We start from the raw sequence: 18,287 nt of genomic DNA on the forward strand, positions 1-18,287 counted from the left end.
ACAGCATGTCAGAATTGCCGCATTACCCGTCCCAGCGTGCCCGTTTCCTCGCGGCAGTCGAGCGCCAGCACGGCGCTCTGACTTCGTATCCGCATCCGCTGCCGGGCCCACAAGGTGAAACGCTTTACACTGATGTCGCCGTCATTGGCGATCCCGCAGCCAGCAAACTGATGCTGATCATCTCTGGCACGCACGGAGTGGAAGGTTATTACGGTTCGGACAGCCAGATCGAGTGGCTTAATCGCTTTAGCCTCACGGCCTTACCCGAAGACACCGCGATTATACTGCTGCACCTGTTGAATCCCTGGGGCGCAGCCCATTTGCGGCGCGTCAACGAAGACAACATCGATCTTAATCGCAATTTCATCGATTTCGCTCAGCCTGCACCTGCCAACCCTGATTACCCGTCATGGCACGGGATCTACCACGGCGAGCGGACACAAGCTGATGAGCTATTAGCTAAAACCCTTAATGGCGCAGGTTGGCTGGCGGTGAAACGGGTGGTGGAAGCCGGGCAATACCAATTTGCTGACGGCTTCTTCTTCGGTGGGCAGCAGCCAAGCTGGTCTTATCACACCATGCAAACCATCATCGCGGAACATTTGTCGCAGGCGAAAACCATCCTGAGTTTCGATTTGCATACCGGTGCCGGAGCCTGGGGCCACCCCATGCTGCTTTCCATCGCTGAACAACGGGTCGCTGCGCATCAGTGGGGGAAATCGCTGTATGGCGAGTGGTTGACGCTGCTGTTTACCGGGGCGGGTCGTGACAGTGTCACAGGAGTGACCGCCACTGCAACGGGCTATCTGTCGCAGTTCCTGCTGGGGTCGCTGCCGCAGACGCGCATCTTACCGCTGGTGGTGGAATGCGGGACTTATCCCGGCGAAGAGATGCACCGCCGCGTGCGAGACGACCATTGGCTGCATTTGCAGGGCGATCCGGCCAGTGAGGCGGGGCGTGCACTCAAGCAACAGCTGGTGGAAGGCTTCTGGCCAGCAGACCGCGACTGGCGCGATCTGGTGGCGTTTCGTACTCAGCAGATATTTGTCCGCGGCTGGCAAGGTTTGTTAAACGCCGATCACAAGCGACCATAGAATGTCATGCGCGCCGTTTCCGACAGGGCGATGCCAGGTTGCGTGTTGTACGCCAGCACTGCCAGCATGCGGGTGATGTCACCTTCGGTTGGCGTCACGCGATGGAGTGAATTTCGACCACGGAACAGCACCAAATCACCCGCTTCAATCGCCAGCGCGTCCACCGGCTGGCGCTGATCCAATACCGCGGCAACGCCGTCAAAGTTCATCTCCCCGGCATCGGCATCGCGCAGATCTTTCACATACTGGAATACACCGCCCGCGCGGGGTTTCTGCACCAGCAGGGTGATGGCGAAAGAAGAGTTATCAAAGTGCCAGCCGAGTTCCTGACCATCGGGGGCGTAATGCAAATTGATGGAAGAGAGCGGATCGGCATAAGGATAGAGCGCGGTTTCACCCAGCACATCACACAGGAAGCTTTTGAACAGTTCGTCGTTATACAGCTGGCGCAGCGGCGATTCAGCGGCAATCACGTCGTCGGTAATACAGCCTTTGGTGCTGATGACATCACGATTGCGCGGATGGTCAGCGTCGTACGCCTCGTCTTTCTTCATCAGATAGACGTTATGCTTGCTGAGGGTGTGATACGCCAGATGGCGCTGAGCATCCCCTTCGGCAATGATGCTTTGCAGCGCGTTGGGTTGTAAAAACTGACGCAGAACCAGCGCGCCATGCTGGTTGAGCTGTTCACGGCACTCACGTCGCCAGTCGGCGTCGGCCAGCGGATGCAGATCGAAACGAATCAATGCAGACATAGCAACAGTTCTCATTGTGACAGGTGTGTTATCACAGTAACTCACTGATATGTTAGTGCGTAACGATATAAATTTAATGCCCTGCTAAGGAAACTTTAATGCCCGCACAGTCACCGCGTTTACCGAAAATCAGCGTTATCCAGTCATTTAAGGTGGCGGCGGAATTAGGCAGTTTGGCAAAAGCCGCCGCGCAACTGGCCCTGACGCCTGCGGCGGTGAGTCAGCAGATCCGCCAGCTGGAAGAACAGCTGGGCAGCGCGCTGTTTGTGCGCACACAGAGTGGGGTCATGCTCACCGAAACCGGCAAGGAGTATCTGCGCTACGTCACGGAGGCCTTTGATATTTTGCATCTCGGGCAGCAAAACCTGCGTCATGTGGCGGCGATGCCCAAGTTAACGCTCTATTCACTGCCCGCGCTGGCCTCAAAGTGGTTGCTGCCAAACATTGCGCAGTGGCGTGTTCACTGCCCTGATATTGACCTATCGCTGCATGGCACCCATGCTCAGGTGGATTTTAATGCCACGCCAGCCGATTTTGTCATCTGTTTTGGTGAAGATCGCTACCCTCAACTCGATAAGCAGCGTCTGTTTTTGGATGAGGTGGTGCCCGTGGTGAGTCCCGCGCTCCTACAGCAGTTTCCGTTAGATAACGTGTTGCAACAGGCGCCATTGATCCATCTTGATTGGGGTAACGAAGGGCGCTTTTTGCCTGACTGGCGCAGTTGGTATCAGGCCAAAGGGATGGCGGAACCCGCGTCACAGCCCGCGTTAAGTTTTAATCTCACTTCTCTGGCGATTGATGCTGCGGTGGCAGGCGCGGGTTTGTTATTAGGGCAGAAAAGGCTTATCGCTGCAGAGCTGGCACGAGGCGATTTGGTTATGGTTGATGCGTTAAGCCTGCCGTTAAGTAAACCTTATTTTCTTGCATGGCCCCAGCGTTCGCGCAGCCAGCCGGGCAGCGAAGCGTTAATAAACTGGCTCGGACAGCTAGCAATTTAACAAACTGTTAACTGACTCAGCATTGCATATTGTGGATTGCACTATGCTTATCCGCTTTGTGCGACGGATCGTAGAAAGGGAGTTTAGTCAGTGACTTCAGATATGCATTTCTGGCTTACCACGCTGATTATAGCCATCACCATTTTGCTGTGGGCGAGTGCTCGCTTGCCCGAATATCTTACCGCGCTGCTGTTTTTTGCTGCTGCCACGTTGTTCAGCATCGCCCCCGCCAGCACCATCTTCAGCGGATTTGCCTCTTCAGCCTTCTGGTTGGTATTGAGCGGTTTTGTGTTAGGCGCGGCGATCCGCAAAGTCGGGCTTGCTCAGCGCTGGGCTAACTATTTGGTGGTGCCGTTCAGCCAGAGCTGGCCGCGCATGGTGGTGGGGACGCTGGTGCTGACCTATCTGTTGGCGCTGGTGATGCCATCGAATATGGGACGTATTGCACTGTTAATGCCTGTGGTGCTGGCAATGGGTGAGCGTGCAGGCATTAAAGCGGGGAGTCGTGGCAGCATTGGTCTGGCTTTGGCCGTGGGATTTGGCACTTTCCAGCTCTCCGCCAGCATCTTACCGGCTAACGTACCTAACCTGGTGCTCAGCGGTGCTGCCGAAAACGCTTACCAGATCCATCTTCAGTGGCTGCCCTGGTGGCTGTTGCATATGCCGGTGGTGGGGATCGGCAAGGGAGTGGTGCTTGCCGCCTCTATTCTGTTTCTGTTTCGCGCACAACCGCAGCCTGTGCGCCATCGCGATCAACTTCAACCGCTCAGCCGTAGCGAATGGCGGCTGATGGGGCTGCTGGCAATCACCCTGTTGCTGTGGATGACGGACAGCCTGCACGGCTTGCCTGCTGCATGGGTTGGGCTGGCGGCGGCCTGTATTTGTCTGCTGCCGCGCATTGGCTTTCTTTCAGGAGATGATTTCGCCAGCGGGGTTAATTTCCGCACCTGTATCTATATCGCGGGTATTCTCGGGGTGGCGACAGTGGTGGTGGATTCAGGGCTTGGCCGACTGATCGCCAATCTGTTACTGAGTGTGCTGCCGCTTCAGGATCACGCTTCGTTCGGTAATTTCGCGATGCTTAACGCGCTGGTCTCGCTGCTGAACTTTGTGCTGACCGCCAACGGCGTGCCAGCGATGGTGACACCGATCGCGCAGGAGCTGGCAAACGCATCCGGCTTTTCTCTGATGAGCGTAGTGATGATGCAGGTATTTGCCTACGCGACGCCGCTTTTGCCTTATCAGGCTTCGCCAGTGGTGGTGGCAATGGGGCTGGGCAACGTGCCTGCCAAAGCAGGCTTGCAGCTGTGCGCGCTGGTGTTTATCTTCAGCGTGCTGCTGCTGTTACCACTGGATTATCTCTGGTTCAGGCTGCTAGGCTATGCCTGACTTCTCCTCACACCATGAGCACTGAGATTGCCGTCATGCCAGCCAATAATGATTGGGTCGATTTTCGTCGCGATGACGAAACCGGTATCGAAAGCGTCAACGCGCATTTTCGCGGACACGCCTACGATCCGCACGATCACGACGAATTATTGGTGGGCGTGACGCAGCAGGGCTTACAACGTTTCAACTGCCATCGCGCATTGCACACCAGTACGCCGGGCCGCGCCATATTGATTGAGCCGGGCGCGGTGCATGACGGCCACGCGCCTAACGAAGAAGGTTTCACCTATACCATGCTCTATCTGCCGCAGCGTTGGGTGGCAGAGATGATGCAGCGACGCGGTCTGGGGGATATCTCCCACATTGAAGGGGCGTTCCGTCATACGCTGAATGATGATGCGCTGCTGGCCAGTGCCATCCAGCAGGCGTGGTTTTCAGTGCATCACAGTGAAGGGCGACTGGCGCGCGATCAGAGCCTCGATCATCTGATGACGATGCTTTCCCGCCATCTTGAAACCAGACCCAGTGCGCAATCAGGCGCAGCGATGCAGCAAATGCAGCAGTTACGCGATTATCTGCATGATTTTATGGCGCAGGATATCGGGCTGGATGAGTTGTCACGTCTGGCGGGCATCGATCGTTTTAAGCTGACGCGCCAGTTTAAGCAGGCGTTTGGCCAGTCGCCGCATGCCTATCTGGTTCGACTGAGATTGCGCAGCGCACGCGTGCTGCTGGCGCAGGGCATTGAGCCGGTACAGGTTGCCGCACAGGTTGGTTTTTCCGATCAAAGTCATTTAGGGCGTTGGTTCCAACGCGCCTACCGCATGACACCGGCCTCCTATCAACGACAGTGCACAAACGTTCTATATCCCACCCCCGCGACTCTAAGATGATAGTGTTTTAGACCTCATCGGAGAGTAGTTGCAGATGTTTGATACCAAAATCGCCCTGATTGTTCGTGATGATTTAGCCACCTGGCAGCGCCTGAATGTGGTGGCCTTTCTCGCCACCGGCATTGCTTCTGCCGCGCCTGACATGATGGGCGAACCCTACGTGGATGCGAAGGGGCGCCAATACGGCAATATGGCAGGCCAGCCGATGCTGGTGTTTGCGGGTGATGTCACGGGATTACAACGGGCTCATCGGCAGGGTTTGGAACGGGAGTTGACGGTGATCCCGTATGTGGAAGCGATGTTCGCCACCGGACATGACGCAGCCAACCGCGAGGTATTTATGGCTGAAGATGCCGACAACCTGAACCTGGTCGGCATCGCGATTCGTGGGCCAAAGAAAGCAGTGGATAAGGCGATTAAAGGGCTGTCACTGCACGGATAAATGCGGTCGCCCCCTGCGGCGACGCTTTCATTTATTCAGCGATATGCGCAGCTCGATGGCTTCAGCTGCGCGCAGCAACAAATCTTCCCGACCTCGCAGCGCCAGCAATTCGAAGCCAATCGGCAACCCGTCATCACTCAGGCCAGCGGGAATCGCAATCGCTGGCGCGCCAGTCACCGCTGAAACCAGCGCATTGCTGCCTTCCTGCATCTCACCATGTGTGACTGGGGAGCGGCGCACCACCGGGTAGGCCAGCAGGTTAATGTTGTGCTGGTCGAACATCGCCACCAGCTGCTGATAAAGATCGCGCTGACGTTGCTGCACCTGAGCATAAGCTTCGCTAGCCGTACCTGGATGAACTGCGCGGGTCTTAAACACGGCTTCAAGCTGGGGATGATACAACCCGGACGCGGCGATCTCAGGCAAGGAATGGAACTGTGCCTGGGGTTTATCGGCTAAATACTCCGCCAGCGCTTCAGCAAATTCATAGCCGATGATATTGGCATCAGCCGCTAACGTCTCTAATGCTGGCCAGCTCAGTGTGGCGGGTGCGAATCCGGCGACGGCGGCTAGTACCGCCTGGTTAATCTCATCTTCATCGGCGGCGAATCCTTCCTGCCAGATACCGACCCGCAAGGCTTCTCCCTCAATAGCAAACGTCTTACCGCTGAGTATTTCGCTGGCGATGCGCAGATCGGCCGTGCTGCGCACCAGCGGGCCGGGGATATCCTGAGTGGGTGACAGCGGCACAATTCCGGCCGTGCTAAGCGCACCGCGCGTCATGCGTAAACCCAACAGACCATTAAACGCGGCGGGAATACGCACTGAACCTGCTGTGTCACTGCCGATAGCGAGCGGCACATAACCGGCGGCAACGGCAACCGCGGAACCGCTACTTGAACCGCCTGGTGAACGTCCTTGCTGCCAGGCATTGTGGGTAAAGCCGCTCAGCGATGAGGCGCCAGTAATGCCCGCTGCCAGTTCATGCATCGCCGTTTTGCCGATCAAAATCGCGCCTTGATGGCGCAGTGTGGTGACCAGCGGAGCATCGTTATCAGCGATGACGCCGCGCAACATGACCGAGCCCGCGCTGGTGGGCCAGCCCCGGACTTCAATATTGTCTTTAATCAGCACTGGTACGCCGTCCAGCGGACCCCACGCCTCACCACGTTGACGGCGTTTATCACTCTGTTCTGCTGCTGCACGCGCCTCATCAGCAAACAGCCAGGTGATGGCGTTGTAGCGCGGCTGGTCTGCCTCGCCAATGCGCTGTAGGGCGTAGTCGGTCAGCTGGCGCGCGGTGACTTCGGCGCGTAGCAGTGCCTGGTTTAAGTCGCTCAGCGACGCGGTGAGATAGTCAGCGTATTGCATCCGGTCAATCCTCGAGTGGACTCCATTGCCCATCAGGCGCAACGCGCCCAACAGAACGGCTATGAAAATGGGAACTGAACCAGATTGCCTGATGTTGCTGGCACCAGTCTATAACGCGTTGACGCGAGGCCATCGCGAGTGGGAGGTTTTCACAGAACAGCGAGTTCCAGTGTGGGTGTTGAAATTGCACCGGATGGTGCATGACATCACCCGGGAATATCGCATACTCGCCCTGGCTCTCCAGCACAATCGACGCGTGATCGATGCTGTGACCCGGTGTGGGAATGTAGCGCAGCACCCCGGCGAACAGCGGGGAATCCGTTACATTGATGGTCTGCAACTGGCCGCGTTCGATCAGCGGCAGAATACTGTCGCGATACAATTCCTGATGGGCGGGGTTGTCCTGACAGTGCTGCAATTCCACCGCCGAGCACACATAACGCGCGTTGGGGAACAGGGGTTGCCACTCACCTTCCACCCAGTGCGTATTCCAGCCAACGTGATCGGTATGGATGTGCGTCATCAATACCAGCGTCACTTCAGCAGGGTCAACGTCTGCCCGTGCGAGATTCTCGACATAAGGCGTATTCAGCTGATGGAATAACGGTTTGTTATCCCGATTGCGCCCATTGCCGGTGGCGGTATCAATCAGGATGGTGTGCTCAGCGGTGCGCACCAACCAACTGTGAATCGAGACCTCCGCAGGCTGTTCGGCAAAGGCGTCACTCATCTCGCTGCGATGTGCTTTAAATAACGCACCGAATGGAAAGGCTGCACGCTGTTCTGTGATTTTTTCAACCTGGCACTCGCCCACCTGAATCTTCATGTTGTGCTCCACTTGATAGAAGACGCGCTCAACGGCGTCCGTGACAGTCAGTTGAAAGTCACTATACTAAGGCGCAGAGCATTATTTAAATCGATTAAAATCATGAACAACATCAATGAAAATGATTTCTCTCGTGTCGATCTCAATCTGCTGATTGTGTTGATGGTGATGTACGAGGTACGCAGCGTCACGCAGGCCGCCAATCGCCTCTACCTGGGTCAGCCAGCTGTGAGCGCCGCCCTGAAGAGGTTGCGCGAGATGTTTAACGATGCGCTGTTTATCCGAACGTCACACGGCATGACGCCAACACCACGCGCGGCACAATTAGTACAGCAGTTCGCACCGCTGATGCAGGATCTGCATCGGGTGATCTTCACGCCGGATGCGTTTGATGCGCAGCGTGATAACCGTCGTTTTCGTATCGGCATCAGCGATTGGCTGGAACAGTGGTTGATGCCTGATTTGTTAGCGGAACTCGCCACAGACGCGCCCGGTGTGGATATTCATGTCGTTGCTGCCGATCCCTGGCAGGCGATTCCATTAATGGAGCAGCAGCAGGCGGATGTGGTGATCACCGTCGGGAATGAAGTGAGTCGTGACTTAACTCGCGAGAAAATCGGCCCGGCGGGTTTTCGTACTGTGTGGAGCCGCCAGCAAATTGCACTGGAACGCCTTACGCTGGCGCAGTTTGTCCGTCATCAGCATGCGCTGGTGTCTTATCGCGGTGCCAGCGAAAGTGCCCTTGACCATGCTCTGCAGCGACTGGGGAAATCCAGACGTGTACGCTATGTCACGCCGCACTTTTCCAGCTTACCGCTGCTACTCCAGCAGATGCCGCTGTTCGCCACGGTACCGCAGGGGCTGGCTCCCGCATGGTGCCAACGCTATGGCTTAAATGCTGCGCCGGTGCCGGTTGAAATGCCGGATTATGAGCTGAGCTTGCTATGGCATAACGCGCAGCAAGATGACCCGGCAAACTGCTGGTTGCGGGGGATTTTGCGAAATCTTTTGCAGCTGAAGATATAATCTGGCCCACAGCCCACAGCCCACAGCCCACAGCCCACAGCCCACAGCCCACAGCTCACAGCCCACAGCTCACAGCTCACAGCTCGCAGCCCAGAGCCCACACCTTTAGCGTACGGTGCGTCCCTTTGACTTCACCACGGCACGATGCGACCCAGATAATCGAGATAATGCAGCCCGGTGCGACCCGCATACGCCTCCACAGTGTTGAGCAGATTCGGGATACTTTCGTCGATGGTCAGGCGCGCTTCCGGCCCGCCCATATCGGTTTGCACCCAACCCGGCGCCATCAACAGCAATGTACGCGCATCCTGATGACGGGCGGCAAAGCTGCGCATAAACATGTTCAAGGCTGCTTTGCTACCGCGATACACCTCGTAGTTGCCATTGGTGTTGTTGGTCAGACTGCCCTGACCGGAAGACATCACGGCGATCGTGCCGCTGATGCTGACCCGATCTTTGAATGTCTCGATCACGCGTAATGGGCTGAGCGCGTTGGTCACCATCACACGGGTGAACTCCTCGGTTGAAACATCGGCTATGGTTTCCCGATCGTCATTTTTCACCCCGGCATTGACGAACAACATGTCAAACTCCGTCCCGGTCAGGCGTTGATGCAGAGCGTGAACCTGGTCGAGTTCTGTAATATCCACCGTTTCCACCGTAAGCTGTTGCGGATAGCGTGCAGCAAGCTGCACCAGTTTATCGGTAGAATGGGCTCGTCCGGTGGCCACAACCTGATAGCCTCGCTGCAGCATGGTTTCTGCCAGTGCGAATCCCAGCCCGCGTGATGCGCCAATCAATAATGTTTTCATCATTTGTTCCTCAGTAAGCGTTGATGGGGAAAGTCTAGCGCGTGACAAGGGGAGGCGGAACACGCAGCCTATGCAGTGATAACCTGCATCAAACGCCTTGTTATGCAGCGTGACATCCAGCAGGATATTGCCCATGAATACCACCGATCTGAATTTACTCACGGCACTCGACGCGCTGCTCACCACGGGCAGCGTGGTGGGCGCGTCACGCCAGCTCAACCTGAGCGAATCCGCGATGAGCCGTACGCTGGGCCGCCTGCGCAAGGTGACGGGCGATGCGTTATTGGTACGGGCCGGCCGGCAGATGGTGCTGACCCCTTATGCAGAAGCGATACGAGAACGGACGCAGTGTACGTTGCGGGAAGCACATGCTGTGCTCAGCCCGGATGCTGAAACGCTGGATTTGGCACAGCTGAATCGCTGTTTCAGGCTGCGCACCAATGAAGGCTTTGTCGAAGCGTTTGGCAGTGCGCTGATTGCGGCTGTGACTGCGCAGGCACCGAATGTCGAGTTGGTCTTTGTGGCAAAACCGGAGAAAAGCGATCGTGAGTTGCGTGATGGCAGCATTGATATAGAGATTGGCGTGCTCGGTAATATGGGGCCTGAAATCCGCTTGCAGGCGCTGTTTCGCGATCGTTTCGTCGGCGTGGTGCGTGCGGGCCATCCTTTGACACAGCAGATGGACATCAACCAATTGGCCCGATTTGGCCACATTGTGGCGTCTCGTCGAGAAGAGCGGGGTGGACCGATCCATGAGGCGATTGAGCACGCCGGATTGCAGCGCAAGATTGTCGCTGTCGTGCCCGCGTTCTCCGCCGCCGTGGCGTTGGTGGTGAATTCGGATTGGGTGGCGCTGGTACCTCGTTCGCTGGTTGAGCATCACCCATTGATTGTGCACAGCCAGGCGTTGGTGATGCTTGCGTTGCCGTTTACCACGCCAGAAATGACAGTGTCACAAATGTGGCATCCACGACTGGAAAATGATGCCGCGCATCGCTGGTTGCGCGGCGTGGTGAAACAGGTGTGCGTTATGGCGCGTAACTCACCGGCGTAACGGCAGTGGGATCAAGCTGCTGACCCAATACCGCTAACGTGGATGCCATTGGACAGAGCGTGCCGATCTCGGTGACCCGACAATCTGGCGCTCGCCACTCTTCACGCAGCAGCGGGTGCGATTGATCCACGGAGTGCAGATTACGCAGATCGTCGAGGCTTTGTGCCTGGAAATAAACATGCAGCCAATGCTTGCCGCTCTGCTTATCGCGCCAGCGTTCAAACACCAGGCTGCTGCCGGGGGGAATGTTGCCGCGCGTATAGCCCGGCAAAGTCCAGGTGAAGCCCATCAAAGTGCGCACCATCGCGATATTGGTGTCATGTGCGACAAACAGCAGCCAGCGTGCATCCGGCAGGGCATCTGAAACAGGGCTGACACCCTGTTCAACACCCTGAATCATTTCATTCAGCAGAATGGAGCCACGCTTTTTCGCCGTATACAGCACGTCGTTACTGAGATCGTAATTAGCGGTTAACAATGGTAATACAGCGGTAATCTGCGCGGAGTGGGTGATATTGCCCCAGGCCAGTTGATCTGCCGGCAGGTTCTCACTCCAGCCCAGACGCAACGTCTCCACCATGTTGGCAAGGACACTCAATCCCTGCACATAGGTCTTGCCGCTCTTGCTCTGCTTGATCTGCCACGGATTGTCAAAGAACGAGCAATCGCTGCCTGGCTGACACACAGCACTTTTTAATGCCTGAACGGCAGGTTGTAGCGCCTGCTGGCGAGCCACCAGATTCCCTGTCGTAGCGGTCACGGCGGCAAGTTGTTGTGCCGGATCGGTATCGGTAGCCGGAAAGGCTTCGGTCTGGAACAGGGGATCATCTTCACCCGCCACACGATGCACGGTTACGCCACAGCCTGGAAATGCACCATCCACCAGCGCCTGGGCAGTGGCGCGGGTGCGTTGCAACGGGCTGGCGCGAACATACACCTCCTGAGCCTGTGGACAGCCTGACGTCAATAAACCCAGCTGACGATAGTGATCGCCTTCCCAACGCCCCTTGTTCACGACGGCAGCGTAGCCGTGCCCGGTCAACTCGCCATCGTGTGTGGTCCAGATTGTCCACGGGCGCTGAGTCGCTGCTTCAATCTCTTTACGGTTGCCAGGCGTGGGTGGGCGAATACCATGACGGCTCAGTTCCACGACCTTTTCCAGTTGATACTGCGCTTCCGCGTGCGCCGGTAGGGCGCTTAACCAGGACGCACCGGCAACCAACAGGCTGGTGGCAAACAGATTTCTACGAAGGTTCATCGTGATCCTTTATGAAAATAGGGCGCTTATGCACAACCGGATGAGATAACACGCTGTGTTTAGGCACCGCGCACGGATCCACGCCACACCACATCGGCCTGGTACAGCAAGCTGTCATGCTGTTGCTCAGTTTGCGGAGTAAAGCCGGTCTCTTTGGCTTCGGTTTGCATCAGCCAGTTCACGGCATCGCGCGCAAATTGCTCAACCGGCTGGGCAAACGTGGTGAGATGGTAAGAAGACCAACCCGCTTGCGCGATATTGTCATAGCCGATCAGACATAAGTCCTCGGGCACGCGCAGGGCAAAACGGTGGCGCGCTTCATCCATAAATCCGCAAGCAACCAGGTCGGTCACGCAAAACACGGCGTCGGGTCGTTGATGCTGAGTCAGCAATCGGTGGGCCAGAATCTGCCCGCTTTCGTAAGAGGTGGAGCCAAAGCGCTCAACGGTAACCGTCATCCCAACGCGCTGCGCTTCGGCAACAAATGCCGCTTCGCGTTTCATCAGGCTGGGTGTGCCCGCCAGGGAGTTAGCGAAGGCGAGGTGTTGACAGCCGGCGCGCTGAAACGCCATCACCGCTGTGGCAGCGGCTCGCTGTGCATCCAGATTGATGCTGAGTGAACCGGGTAGTGCTTCATCGCGGTTAATCAAAATGATGCGCTGACCATGCTGATAACACTGGCGCGTGATGGTGCGATCCGGCATACCGGAAAGGATGATCGAGGCGTCCGCACGGAAGTTAATCGCCTGCTGTAACGCGGCTGACACGCTGTTGTCGGAACGATCCGTATTGATCAGCATGGCAATTTTTCCCGCTTCCTGCAGGAACTGGGTCAGCCAGCGCACCAGGCTGGCGCGATAGGGTGTGGCGATTTCCGAGACAATCAAGCACACAATTCCACTGCGATTACGCACCAGGCCGCGCGCCAGATGGTTGACGTGATAGCCCAGTTCTTGCGCGGCTTTCATGACGCGGATTCGCATGGCAGGGGACACGCTGGCACCCGGTGTAAACACGCGTGACACCGCTGAGCGTGATACGCCAGCGCGTTCTGCCACATCCTGCGCACTGACCACGGTTTTCTCACTCTGCATGCTTAACTCCTGCGCAAACATCGGTTGAAAAAGAGTCTGCCTCAAATTGCAAAGCTGTGCAAACCGTTCGGGATCTAATTTGTTGCATTTTTGTGACACAACCTGTCAATTGCATTGCAAGCTGTTTGACAGCTGTTTTTTTGTTCATTACTACTTTGCACAGATGTGCAAAAGGTGCCGGTGAAGCACCACCTTACAATCCAAGGAGAACACCATGCGAGCTACCTCAATCGCCGTCGCTCTATCCCTCTCTTGTACAGCACTGCCCTTTGCTGCCTCTGCGGCGGGCAATCTCAACATGGTTTGTTCCGCTGACGTGGTGGTGTGCGAGCATATGACACGCATCTTCAGCCAGAGCCATCCGGATATCAAAGTCAGTATGGTGCGTTTGTCGGCGGGGGAAGCGTATGCGCGTTTGCGCAGCGAAGCGCGTAATCCGCGTACCGATATCTGGTGGGCCGGAACCGGCGATCCGCATATGCAGGCGGCCGATGAGGGGTTAACGCAAGTGTATAAATCACCGCTGCTTGACCAGCAGCAGGATTGGGCACAAAAACAGGCTGAAAACTCGGGCTATCGCACGGTGGGAATTTACGCGGGAGCACTGGGCTGGGGCTATAACACCAAACTGTTAGCCGATAAAAAACTAAAAGAACCCCTCTGCTGGAAGGACTTGCTGGATCCCGGCTTTAAGGGGGAAATCCAAATCGCCAATCCTAACTCTTCCGGTACCGCCTACAACACGTTGGCCACCCTGGTGCAAATCATGGGGGAAGATCAGGCCTTCGACTACCTGAAAAAACTCAATGCCAACGTCTCGCAATACACCAAGTCTGGCTCTGCACCGGTAAAAGCCGCGGCGCGAGGTGAAACTACGGTCGGTATTGTGTTCATGCATGATGCCGTTGCAATGCAGGTGGATGGTTTCCCGATCAAAACCGTGGCGCCCTGTGAAGGTACAGGCTATGAGATTGGCTCAATGTCGATTGTGAAAGGGGCACGCAACCTGGCGAATGCCAAAGTCTGGTACGACTGGGCGCTCAGCGCTGAGGCGCAGTCGCATATGAAGGAAGCGAAATCCTTCCAGCTGCCGTCAAATCGTCACGCAGAAATCTCGGAATACGCCCCGCGCTTCGAAAACATCAAGCTGATCGATTACGACTTTAAAACCTATGGCGACTCAGCCAAACGCAAAGCGTTGCTCAGCCGCTGGGATAAAGAGATTGGTGCCAGCGCACAGTGATGGCCTGATTGCGTGAACCCGCGCCACATCCTGCGAGATCCTATCCTTGCCGTGGCGCCTTTCAACACATCATTCCACTGCGAGCCGGAGAGCCAGACTCTCCCTCTTGAGGTGTTTTATGCATGCAAATAATCGTCGGCTTACCGGCGCACTGTTGATCGGCCTGGCATCACTACTCTTGCTGCCGTGGTACAGCCTGGAGGCCGGATTTTTTGATGGCGGCTGGCTGTTCAATCTGTGGAGCGATCCTGCTAATGCGCCCGCCTTATGGCAGGTCAGCTCACATCCGTGGCTGGCGATTGCGCTGACCTTATTCGCGCTGTGTGCCGCGTGTGGATTACTTCCATCTGGCGCGCGCAGCCGCCTGATGCTGTTATTTAGCGCACTGGGCGTCATTTTTCTGGTGATGGAAGGCCATGCCATCGGTTACAGCGGCTGGAGTTGGCTGTGGCTGGAAAATCGCTTCGGGCCACTGGATCAGGGCCAACCGGCAATGGGCGCGGGTGCGTTGCTGATGCTGACCACCTTTTTACTGCTTTTTTCATTTGCGCTGGCCGAGCGGGGCGTGCTGAAAGGCGATGCCTTTGTGGTGGCGTCGTTGGTGTTACTGACCGCGCTGGTCAGCATATTTGTGCTCTATCCGGTACTCAGCATGTTTGTAGTATCGGTACAGGATGTTGATGGCAGTTTTAAACCCGACGGACTGATCAGCAACATTCAGGACCCTTCGATCTGGAGTCTGGCCTGTCTGAAAGGCGGCACCTGCGGCACCGCCTGGCGTACGTTGTGGCTGGCGCTAATGACGGCCTCTGGTTCTACGTTATTGGGGCTGGCCTTTGCGCTGGCCGCCACGCGCACGCCGCTGCCCTGTAAAAAAGCGCTGCGTATGCTGACCATTTTGCCGATTATCACGCCGCCGTTTGTGATTGGTCTGGCGCTGATTCTGCTGTTTGGCCGTTCAGGCGTGGTCACGGAATATCTGGCGGCGCTGTTTGGCATCGAACCCGGAAGATGGCTGTATGGTTTAACCGGCATCTGGATTGCGCAGGTGCTGTCATTCACGCCTATCGCGTTTCTGGTGCTGATTGGTGTGGTCGAGGGGGTAAGTCCTTCACTGGAAGAAGCCTCACAAACGCTGCGCGCTAACCGCTGGCGCACCTTTAGTCGTATTTCTCTGCCGTTAATGGCGCCCGGTCTGGCCAACGCTTTCCTGATCAGCTTTATCGAAAGCATGGCTGATTTTGGTAACCCGATGGTGCTGGGCGGCAGTCACGGTGTGCTCTCCACCGAAATCTTCTTCTCGGTAGTAGGAGCGCAGAATGATCCCAGTCGGGCAGCGGTGCTGGCGATGATTTTACTCAGCTTCACCCTGGCGGCGTTCGTACTGCAGCGTTGGTGGTTGGGCGGCAAAAACTTCGCCACCGTCACCGGTAAGGGCGATGGCGGCAAACATGGTCAACTGCCCAGACTGTTACGCTACGGCGTGTACGGCATGGTGATTCCGTGGGGGCTCTTCACGCTGGTAATCTACGGCATGATCGTCGTCGGTGGGTTTGTGCAGTCATGGGGGCTAAATGACGCCCTCACTGTCGAGCATTATGTGCGGGCCTTCCGTGTCAGCATCAGTGACGGGCATCTGCTTTGGACTGGCGTGGCGTGGAACTCGTTCTGGACCACGCTGGAGATTGCACTGATTGCTGCGCCGCTCACCGCGATTGTCGGCTTGCTCACCGCCTGGCTGATTGTGCGGCAGAAGTTTGCCGGCCGTCAGACGTTTGAATTCTTGCTGATGCTGAGTTTTGCTATTCCGGGCACGGTGATCGGTGTGAGCTATGTGATGGCCTACAACCTGCCGCCGCTGGAGATCACCGGTACGGCTCTGATTCTGATTGCCTGCTTTGTGTTTCGTAATATGCCGGTGGGGGTGCGCGGGGGCATTGCGGCGATGAGCCAACTGGATAAAAGCCTTGATGAAGCCTCACTGACGCTGGGTGCCAACAGTTTCCGCACGCTGCGCAAAGTGGTGTTGCCGTTGCTCAAACCGGCGATCAGCGCCGCGTTGGTGTATGCCTTCGTTCGCGCGATTACTTCCATTAGTGCCGTGATCTTCCTTGTCAGTGCGCAGTACAACATGGCGACCTCCTACATTGTCGGGCTGGTGGAAAACGGTGAGTACGGCGTGGCAATTGCTTACTCCACTGTATTGATTGTGGTGATGCTGCTGATCATTGGCGTGTTTCAGTGGCTGGTCGGTGAGCGAAAACTGCGCCGCGCTGCCCGCCCCGTTGATATCGCCATGCCGCCTTCTTCAACTTCGTTAACTCAGGAGAGAACCGTATGACCAGTATCAATGCGGGTTCCGTGGTATTTGAGCATGTCACCAAACGTTTTGCGGGTTTCAACGCCTTGCCGGATCTGTCGCTGACGGTGGAACCTGGTACGCTGGTCACGCTGCTTGGCCCCTCAGGCTGCGGCAAAACCACCACACTGCGCTTGCTGGCGGGGTTGGAACATCCGACCTCCGGGCGCATTCTGATTGGCGGTAAAGATGTGACGCATCTGCCTGCCAACGAGCGCGATGTGGCAATGGTGTTCCAGTCTTACGCGCTGTTTCCGCATATGAGCGCGCTCGACAACATCATGTATGGGCTTCAGTCCTCGGGAATGAACAAGCGAGAAGCGCTGGATCGTGCCCGCGAAGGGTTGAAACTGGTTGGGCTGGAAAACCAGGGGCAACGATTGCCATCCGAACTTTCGGGCGGTCAGCAACAGCGTATCGCCGTGGCGCGTGCGCTGGTGCTGGAACCGCAGGTACTACTGCTGGATGAGCCGTTATCTAACCTCGATGAACGTTTGCGCCGTCGTGTCCGTACAGATATTCGTGAGTTACAACAAAGACTTGGATTTACAGCCGTCTACGTCACGCACGATCAGGAAGAAGCGCTGGCGGTGTCTGATAAAATTATTGTCATGAAAGAGGGGGATATTGCCCAGCAGGGCGCACCTGAAAGCCTCTACCACGCGCCGAACTCGGTGTTCATTGCTGATTTTATGGGCGAAGCCAACATCCTGCCGTGCGAGGTCGAACAGGTGGAGGGCAACGATGCGCTGGTGCGGCTGGGAAATCTGCGTTATCGCGTGCGCGGTAACGGCGTGCCAACCGGCTCGGCCCAATTGTCGGTGCGTCCGCAGTTTATTACGTTGCATAGCGATGGGCAGGGAGCCTTGCAAGGCGAAGTGACCCACAGCACATGGCTGGGGGATCACGTCGAATATGAAGTGGCCACGCCGCTCGGTTCCTTGTTTATCGTTGATGCGCAGATGGAGCAGCGTCTGCCGCTGGCTTCTACCGTGGCGATTGATTTTAAACCTCAGGGATTAGCCCTGATTGCCGGTTAATGTAAGGACAGATAATGAGTGACACCGTAAATGACGCACTGCTATCACGTTTGATTTTGGCAGAGAAAGTGGCACGCGCAGGGGGCGAAAAGGCGCTGGAGTATTTCCATCATCGCGACACGCTGGTGGTCGAGACCAAATATGATCTGCAGGATGTCGTCTCGCGCGCTGACCGCGAAGTCGAGCAGATGATCGACCAGCAGATTCGCGCTCAGTTTGCCGATGACGGTTTTCTGGGGGAAGAGTACGGATTGCAGGAAGGCACATCGGGATACACCTGGGTGGTGGATCCGATTGATGGCACCAGCCCGTTCCTCAATGGCATGCCTAACTGGTGCGTGTCGGTGGCGGTACTGCATGACGGCGTGCCGGTGATTGGCGTGATTTTTGCCCCCACTTATCAGGAGTGCTATGTGGCGGCGCTGGGGCAAGGCGCGACTTTAAATGGTCGCCGCTTGCAGGTTGATCCGAGCCGCACGCTACAAAACCATGTCACAGGCTTTGGTGCTAACAGCCACGTTAGCCCTGCTGAAGTGGGTAAAATTCTGGCCTCATTGCTGGAAGCCGGGGGTAACTTCATCCGTATCGGTTCCGGCGCATTAATGCTGGCGTGGGTGGCGGCGGGTCGGGTGG

General features: G+C 56.6%; 17 protein-coding genes. 11 read left to right on the forward strand and 6 right to left on the reverse strand.

Annotated features, from left to right (window positions below; genetic code table 11):
- The first annotated feature begins 5 nt into the window (after positions 1-5).
- Entirely contained in the window at positions 6-1,094 is a 1,089-nt protein-coding gene (locus IAE30_RS18875; protein WP_200680673.1) for a DUF2817 domain-containing protein, read from the forward strand.
- On the opposite strand, the gene IAE30_RS18880 is transcribed toward IAE30_RS18875, so the two are convergent.
- Positions 1,079-1,849 (reverse strand): 2OG-Fe(II) oxygenase, encoded by a 771-nt coding sequence (locus tag IAE30_RS18880; RefSeq protein ID WP_045816847.1) that lies wholly within the window; start codon positions 1,847-1,849, stop codon positions 1,079-1,081. The genes IAE30_RS18875 and IAE30_RS18880 overlap by 16 nt on opposite strands.
- A gap of 98 nt (positions 1,850-1,947) precedes the next feature.
- Between IAE30_RS18880 and IAE30_RS18885 the strand changes: the two genes are divergently transcribed.
- From IAE30_RS18885 to IAE30_RS18900, 4 genes are all read left to right on the forward strand, one after another.
- The gene (locus IAE30_RS18885; protein WP_200680675.1) at positions 1,948-2,847 is read left to right on the forward strand and encodes a LysR substrate-binding domain-containing protein; all 900 of its coding nucleotides are present in this window, start codon (positions 1,948-1,950) and stop codon (positions 2,845-2,847) included.
- Between the two features lie 102 nt (positions 2,848-2,949).
- Positions 2,950-4,236, forward strand: coding sequence for an SLC13 family permease (locus tag IAE30_RS18890; RefSeq protein ID WP_200680705.1), 1,287 nt, complete (start codon positions 2,950-2,952; stop codon positions 4,234-4,236).
- Between the two features lie 35 nt (positions 4,237-4,271).
- Positions 4,272-5,129, forward strand: coding sequence for an AraC family transcriptional regulator (locus tag IAE30_RS18895; protein WP_200680677.1), 858 nt, complete (start codon positions 4,272-4,274; stop codon positions 5,127-5,129).
- 34 nt (positions 5,130-5,163) lie between these two features.
- Positions 5,164-5,571, forward strand: coding sequence for a DUF2000 family protein (locus IAE30_RS18900; RefSeq protein WP_045833270.1), 408 nt, complete (start codon positions 5,164-5,166; stop codon positions 5,569-5,571).
- A 27-nt stretch (positions 5,572-5,598) separates the two neighbouring features.
- Here IAE30_RS18900 and IAE30_RS18905 read toward each other — a convergent pair whose 3' ends face one another.
- The gene (locus IAE30_RS18905; RefSeq protein ID WP_200680679.1) at positions 5,599-6,942 is read right to left on the reverse strand and encodes an amidase; all 1,344 of its coding nucleotides are present in this window, start codon (positions 6,940-6,942) and stop codon (positions 5,599-5,601) included.
- Positions 6,943-6,946: 4 nt separating this feature from the next.
- On the reverse strand, positions 6,947-7,768 hold the full coding sequence (locus IAE30_RS18910) for an MBL fold metallo-hydrolase (protein WP_200680681.1): 822 nt from the start codon (positions 7,766-7,768) through the stop codon (positions 6,947-6,949).
- A gap of 102 nt (positions 7,769-7,870) precedes the next feature.
- Between IAE30_RS18910 and IAE30_RS18915 the strand changes: the two genes are divergently transcribed.
- Positions 7,871-8,794, forward strand: a complete 924-nt coding sequence (locus IAE30_RS18915) for a LysR family transcriptional regulator (RefSeq protein ID WP_200680683.1) — start codon at positions 7,871-7,873, stop codon at positions 8,792-8,794.
- Between the two features lie 131 nt (positions 8,795-8,925).
- On the opposite strand, the gene IAE30_RS18920 is transcribed toward IAE30_RS18915, so the two are convergent.
- Positions 8,926-9,606 (reverse strand): SDR family NAD(P)-dependent oxidoreductase, encoded by a 681-nt coding sequence (locus IAE30_RS18920; RefSeq protein ID WP_200680707.1) that lies wholly within the window; start codon positions 9,604-9,606, stop codon positions 8,926-8,928.
- A 133-nt stretch (positions 9,607-9,739) separates the two neighbouring features.
- Here IAE30_RS18920 and IAE30_RS18925 point away from each other — a divergent pair, with 133 nt between their 5' ends.
- Positions 9,740-10,660 carry a LysR substrate-binding domain-containing protein gene (locus IAE30_RS18925; RefSeq protein ID WP_200539376.1) on the forward strand — a complete coding sequence of 307 codons (921 nt, stop codon included), beginning with the start codon at positions 9,740-9,742 and terminating at the stop codon, positions 10,658-10,660.
- Here IAE30_RS18925 and IAE30_RS18930 read toward each other — a convergent pair.
- Together IAE30_RS18930 and IAE30_RS18935 are read right to left on the reverse strand one after the other, a co-directional pair.
- Positions 10,635-11,918 carry a histidine-type phosphatase gene (locus IAE30_RS18930; RefSeq protein WP_200680685.1) on the reverse strand — a complete coding sequence of 428 codons (1,284 nt, stop codon included), beginning with the start codon at positions 11,916-11,918 and terminating at the stop codon, positions 10,635-10,637. The two genes, IAE30_RS18925 and IAE30_RS18930, sit on opposite strands and share 26 nt — an antisense overlap.
- A 59-nt stretch (positions 11,919-11,977) precedes the next feature.
- Positions 11,978-13,012: a LacI family DNA-binding transcriptional regulator gene (locus IAE30_RS18935; protein WP_200680687.1), complete on the reverse strand. Its 1,035-nt coding sequence runs from the start codon at positions 13,010-13,012 to the stop codon at positions 11,978-11,980.
- A 214-nt stretch (positions 13,013-13,226) separates the two neighbouring features.
- Here IAE30_RS18935 and IAE30_RS18940 point away from each other — a divergent pair, with 214 nt between their 5' ends.
- From IAE30_RS18940 to IAE30_RS18955, 4 genes are all read left to right on the forward strand, one after another.
- Positions 13,227-14,255: an ABC transporter substrate-binding protein gene (locus IAE30_RS18940; RefSeq protein WP_045816679.1), complete on the forward strand. Its 1,029-nt coding sequence runs from the start codon at positions 13,227-13,229 to the stop codon at positions 14,253-14,255.
- A gap of 118 nt (positions 14,256-14,373) precedes the next feature.
- A complete protein-coding gene (locus tag IAE30_RS18945; protein WP_200680689.1) occupies positions 14,374-16,596 on the forward strand; it encodes an iron ABC transporter permease in 2,223 nt (740 codons plus the stop codon).
- Positions 16,593-17,654, forward strand: coding sequence for an ABC transporter ATP-binding protein (locus tag IAE30_RS18950; RefSeq protein ID WP_200680691.1), 1,062 nt, complete (start codon positions 16,593-16,595; stop codon positions 17,652-17,654). The genes IAE30_RS18945 and IAE30_RS18950 overlap by 4 nt, the downstream gene beginning before the upstream one ends.
- Before the next feature lie 14 nt (positions 17,655-17,668).
- The coding region (locus IAE30_RS18955) for an inositol monophosphatase family protein (protein ID WP_200680692.1) at positions 17,669-18,287 on the forward strand (619 nt) is incomplete at its 3' end.

The sequence above is a fragment of the Pantoea sp. S61 genome, from assembly GCF_016625145.1.
Taxonomy (GTDB): Bacteria; Pseudomonadota; Gammaproteobacteria; order Enterobacterales; family Enterobacteriaceae; genus Pantoea; species Pantoea rwandensis_B.